The sequence below is a fragment of the Moorena sp. SIO1F2 genome, from assembly GCF_010672755.1.
Classification (GTDB): Bacteria; Cyanobacteriota; Cyanobacteriia; order Cyanobacteriales; family Coleofasciculaceae; genus Moorena.
In genome coordinates this window covers 1-5,413 of the sequence record NZ_JAAHFV010000408.1, presented here as the reverse complement: position 1 = coordinate 5,413, position 5,413 = coordinate 1, and the positions used below count along the sequence as shown (strand labels likewise).

The window sequence follows — 5,413 nt, the reverse complement described above, 5'->3', positions numbered from 1 at the left end:
CCGCAATTCTGATTGATGTTCCAGACGATGAAACTAAGCTTAGTGGCAAATTGATTCGAGACCAGGGCTATGTTGAAAGTATTCCGGTAGTGAGTCGGTATTGGTTTGGCAAAGACGGCATCCTCACAAACACATCATCCTCAATCCGAATCCCAATCCCGCGCCAGCGCTGATCAATAGCTGGCTGACCTTCCACAGGCTCAATATCAGGACCAATATAAAGTCCTGGTTCCACTGTTACTACATTACCGGGCTGAAAAATCTGCCAGTTTTCCCCCTGTTTGTAGCCTCCACTGTCATGGACATCCAACCCGAGCCAGTGACCAGTGCGGTGCATATATATATGTTTATATTTCTCTTCTTTAATAATTTCCTCACTATCACCAGCCAGGAGTCCCAAATCGATTAACCCTTCCACCAGGATTTTCACAGCCGTGTCATGAAATTGATTAAAGGGATTCCCTGGTTTAACTTGTGCGATCGCATTCAACTGTGCCTTCAAGACCAACTCATACAGAATTTTCTGCTCTGGGGTAAACTTACCACCCACTGGAAATGTCCGAGTAATATCAGCGTTATAATACCCATAAGAACAACCAGCATCAATCAGTAGTAAATCCCCATCTTGCATCTGTCGATTGTTCTCGGTATAGTGTAGAACGCAGCTATTAGCCCCAGATGCTACTATGCTCGGATATGCCGGTCCGATGGCACCTCGTCGCCGAAAATCATGTTCTAGCTCTGCCTGCACTTCATATTCATAACGTCCAGGTTGAGTAAATGCTCTAGCATGGTTATGGGCATCCACAGAGATTTCCACAGCTTGACGCATCAACTTCAATTCCCTAGTACTCTTAACCCGGCGCATCCCATAGAGAATTAAGTTAGTGGATTCGAGAGCCATCGGTCCGGTTCCGTTCTTGGGATAAAGAGCCATCAACCTTTGCCAGTGTTTCAGGATGGTATCATTGAAAGCTTTATCCCGTCCCAAGTGGTAATAAATTCGATCGGCCTTTTTTAAATACTGAGGTAACTTCTCATCCAACTCAGTAATCGGATAGGTCTCATCAGCACCAAATAGTTCTTTTGCTGCTTCGACACCTGTCCGATAGCCTGTCCATACTTCTTTCTTTGGTTCTTTCGGTTGCACAAACAGGACAAATCGGTGTTCTTCGTGATGGGGCGCTAGTACAACTACGGCCTCTGGTTCATTGAAACCTGTCAAGTAAAAAAAATCGCTATCCTGTCGGAAATTGTATTCCACAGTATTATGCATAATGGCAACCGGGGCGCTCCGAAAGATAGCGGTCCCGTTGCCAATCTTACTCATCAACTGTTCACGACGCTCTTTATATTCGGTTTGTGGAATCATCCTTAGTTATTGGTTAGTTGTTCGCTATATTTCTTTTTAGCCTAAGCCCACCTAGATATAACCGGTTAATGGCAATTTTACCGTATAGGTTGTACCAACTCCGACTTGACTAGTTAAGAGGATGTCTGAAAAGTAATTGGCTAACACATCCTGCTGTTTGACTAACTGATACTTCTAACTGGTGCCTATAGAGAGCTATTTGAACGCACCCCAGCTAAATTAAAAATTATAGCTGGGGATTCTTATGCTAGGTTGGACTGAGATAGCTTCCATAAACTACTGAGCGTCACTGGAGTTCTCAGCGTGTGGGACTCCACCAGTCCAGAAAAGCGGTTGCAGTCTGGGTAAGGGGCTAGGCAAGCCCATTCTAAAAGTTGTAGTTGTAACTCATTAGTTGAATCACTGACCCATCCTGGGATAAATCCCTTGAGCTAATCCTAATGGTATCGTTTTTGGCACGGCGTATGGGTGTGTCCTTCATCAATGTTAAAAACTCCTCCAGTGGCAAAATATCACACTGTTCGGCATCAGCGGCCTTGGTTCGGAAATGAGTAGGAATCATGATCTTGGCCTTAAGGAAATCAAATGCCTGTTTAGCTTCTTGAGGGTTGTAAGCTTTCGGTCCCCCTCCTACTGGAATCAACGCTAAATCAGGACGCCCGATCAGAATTTTCTGCTCAATATCTAGAGGGGCTGCTGCTCCTCCCAGGTGTAGGATATTGATACCGTTTTGAGTCCATTTCCAAGCCACATTATTACCAAACCGACGTCCACCGACTCGGTCGTGAGGAATACTAATTCCTTCGAATTTTAGCCCATTTACTTGAAAAATACCCGGTTCAAAGAGGAGCCGGGGACTCCCCGGTATTCCTTCCGCTGCTCCTTCATCTAGTAGTAGGCTACTGATTAGGACTAAATCTGCCTCTACTTTTGGTGATTTATATCTAGCCGTACACCCAATGGTTTGGAATGGGTTGACTAAAACTCGCACACCACCCCCAGTAAATAAAAAGCAGGTATGACCAAGCCACTGTACTGTCAGTACATTGCGTGATGGCTGTGCTTGGTAAGAAGTGAGTCCAGAAGCTAAGCCGGTTGAAAGAGTTGTGAGTACACCCGCACTCACATAGCGCATCAACTGTCGCCGTTTCATGGTTTCTTGGAAACAAGTTTATTTTCAGGGAGATATAGAGAGAGTAGCAGATGCTGGCAGGGATTCTAAGAAGTTTTTTAGAAGTTGCTTACCAGAACAGGTCAAAATACTCTCTGGATGAAATTGGACGCCTTCGAGGTGGGGATAGTTCCGATGTCTAACTCCCATAATTGTGCCATCATCTACCCAAGCCGTGATTTCCAAGACATCAGGACAGCTGCTGCGGTCAATAACTAAGCTATGGTATCGAGTCGCTGTGAAAGGATTGGGTAATTCCCGAAAAACCCCAACCCCAGTGTGATGAATCTCTGAGGTTTTGCCATGCATCAATACTGGTGCCGAAACAATTTTCCCACCAAATACCTGACCCAATGCTTGATGACCCAAGCAAACCCCTAGAATTGGTATATTTGACACCAAATTGCTGTAGATAGCACTTGATATGCCAGCATCTTCAGGACGTCCTGGTCCTGGAGAAATCACTACCCCATCTGGGTTGAGTTGGCGAATTTTCTGTAAATCAATTTTATCATTGCGATAGACCTGAATCTCTGATGCAACAGGTAATTGGGTACCCAATTCTCCTAGGTACTGTACTAAATTGTAAGTAAAGCTGTCGTAGTTGTCAATGACAATAATCATGATCGGTTACTCCCGATTGACCATAGGTTGCAGGTTATAGATTATAGGTTACAACTTAATTGAACTCTGCCCTGGTTTTAAGCTTAGTATTCCAATCAGAATTGAGAATATCTCTTCTGTATCCCTAGGAATAGTCTGACTTTGAATAGTTTTGGCAATGTGCTTCCGTTTCCTATCAAGGGTTCCAAATTTCCAAATATCCCCCAGAGTAACAGCGCCATAGAGGACTTCAATAGATTCGCTATCTTCATACTTATCTAAAGCAATTAATTCTGCTGCTAACTGGTTGAAACCACCATCAATATCTTTCTTTTTGGCTTCTATAATAATCAGATTTTGGCTACTTTTTAATAAGTAGTCTAGCGCTCCCCCTAGCTGATCGTTAATGTCTAGGGGATACTCAACATTGACTTTAACTGGGAGCAGCTTGGCAATTTCCAGGATTAGTGGGGCAATCAGAAATTCCCGTTTGGCAATTTCCGAGGTAATGCTTATTTTGGGAATAATGGTGTAGTAGGTATGGTTGAGGTTTTCAATGATATCTAGGTCATAGTTAGTAGACTTAGGGAGGTCAATTACTTCAATGGCAAAGGAGTAACCAAACTCACCAACAATTTCCTCAGTGGGATTGGTCATCGCAAAATAGTCACTAAATGTATACTTTCGGTTTTCTTTGAATATCGATTTTTTCATAAGTTAATTTGTCAGCAATCAGCTATCAGCGTGTCGCGTATCAGTTATCAGCTTATGGGTTAGGTCTCAGCGTCGAAGCCTGTGCCACGGTAGAAGCCTGTGCCACGCTACTTGACTTTTGAATAAAACAGGTAAGCATTAGTTTAATCTTTGTTACGTCAGCTTCTCCCTGGCCGTAAGGATTAAGCGGAGTGCTGAGTGCTGAGTGCTGAGTGCTGAGTGCTGAATGCTTACCCGATCAGCTAAGAGCTCCAAATAGATCATAATCCCGAGAATAAGGAATTCTGGCTCTTAATGTTGTTTAGCGATCGCATTGCTTAAATTGTAGTCAAATCTTGATTTTTGTAAGTAATCAAGTATTTATACTTATTTCTTCTGGTTAAGAGCGATTGGCCTTAGGCCTCAGCTTCCGCTAAAAGCGATCGCACTCGACTACCCAACAACCAGCAAACCCGAGCTTGGCTTCACCCTCTTAATGTTGTTTAGCGATCGCATTGGTTAAATTGTAGTCAAATCTTGATTTTTGTAAGTAATCAAGTATTTATACTTATTTCTTCTGGTTAAGAGCGATCACTCTTTATACTTGTTAAGTGCTATGAAAGTCAGCGACTAATCGCAGTCTTAAGATATACTTTATAATTTACTTTATATAAAGTCTCTTAGGCTACGGCGCACATCTGTTCCAATATCATAACGAGATAGTTTGATGTCTAAGATATGATTAGACCCAATCAGGATACTGATTAACTATGGCATTTAGCGACTTTAAAACTATTGCTGATGTACAGAAACACTATCAAATTAAATACGAAGAGGGAACGTTTATAGTTTCTCAAGACACTGACCCACCAGAAATTTTTTTGAAAGACCTAGAGTTTTATAAAGAAACGATAGATGTATTCAGCTCGGAAGCTTCCCGGAGTGAAATTATCATTTCCCCATTGTTGCGATAACTCTATAAAAAATACTATAAAACCTATGCTTTCTGGATTCAAAAAAGCATTTTCTATGACCAAGTGCTTTCAGGGACTCCTGACTACATATTTTCGACAAAATCCGAATTAGGAAAAACGGTTTTAGAAAAACCACTGGTTATTATTGTTGAGGCGAATAAAAATGATTTTCAACAAGGTTGGGGGCAATGCCTTGCCGAGTTAGTAGCTTACCAAAAAATCTTAGGTGCGCTTTCCGTTGGCGAATTAAATTCGCCACGGGTCGCACCTCAAGATGTTCAACGTCCTGTTTATGGCATAGTTACTGATGGTAATTTATGGCAATTTGGACGATTACAAAGGGACATTTTTACTCAAAATATCGAGAATTTTACGATTGATAAATTGTCAGGATTATATGGAGCATTAGACTATCTTATCCTGTTAACGGAAAACTATACTAGTAATCAGTAATATTCGTTATTACCTTCAACTATTATAATTCCTGTCCCCCATTAATCTCACGCTCCCTGATCGGGTGAGACATGAGGCAACTGCTGGTCGAATGATCAACGTGGCTCAAAGCCTTGCTAGTCAATCAATTTACTCCAAGTTTGTGGA

At 42.1% G+C, this 5,413-nt stretch carries 6 protein-coding genes; 2 read left to right on the top strand and 4 right to left on the bottom strand.

What is annotated here, in order from left to right:
- Positions 1–67 precede the first annotated feature (67 nt).
- The 4 genes from F6J94_RS29540 to F6J94_RS29525 form a co-directional block, all read right to left on the bottom strand.
- Positions 68–1,372, bottom strand: coding sequence for an aminopeptidase P N-terminal domain-containing protein (locus tag F6J94_RS29540; RefSeq protein WP_293046864.1), 1,305 nt, complete (start codon positions 1,370–1,372; stop codon positions 68–70).
- A gap of 367 nt (positions 1,373–1,739) precedes the next feature.
- The gene (locus tag F6J94_RS29535) at positions 1,740–2,525 is read right to left on the bottom strand and encodes an MBL fold metallo-hydrolase (RefSeq protein ID WP_293017473.1); all 786 of its coding nucleotides are present in this window, start codon (positions 2,523–2,525) and stop codon (positions 1,740–1,742) included.
- Between the two features lie 24 nt (positions 2,526–2,549).
- A complete protein-coding gene (locus tag F6J94_RS29530) occupies positions 2,550–3,167 on the bottom strand; it encodes an aminodeoxychorismate/anthranilate synthase component II (protein WP_293017474.1) in 618 nt (205 codons plus the stop codon).
- Positions 3,168–3,215: 48 nt separating this feature from the next.
- Positions 3,216–3,860 carry a hypothetical protein gene (locus F6J94_RS29525; protein ID WP_293046862.1) on the bottom strand — a complete coding sequence of 215 codons (645 nt, stop codon included), beginning with the start codon at positions 3,858–3,860 and terminating at the stop codon, positions 3,216–3,218.
- A gap of 749 nt (positions 3,861–4,609) precedes the next feature.
- Between F6J94_RS29525 and F6J94_RS29520 the strand changes: the two genes are divergently transcribed.
- Both F6J94_RS29520 and F6J94_RS29515 read left to right on the top strand, forming a co-directional pair.
- Positions 4,610–4,813: a hypothetical protein gene (locus F6J94_RS29520; protein ID WP_293046860.1), complete on the top strand. Its 204-nt coding sequence runs from the start codon at positions 4,610–4,612 to the stop codon at positions 4,811–4,813.
- A 63-nt stretch (positions 4,814–4,876) separates the two neighbouring features.
- Complete coding sequence (locus tag F6J94_RS29515) at positions 4,877–5,266, top strand: hypothetical protein (RefSeq protein ID WP_293046858.1); 390 nt, start codon at positions 4,877–4,879, stop codon at positions 5,264–5,266.
- The last annotated feature ends 147 nt before the right edge of the window (positions 5,267–5,413 follow it).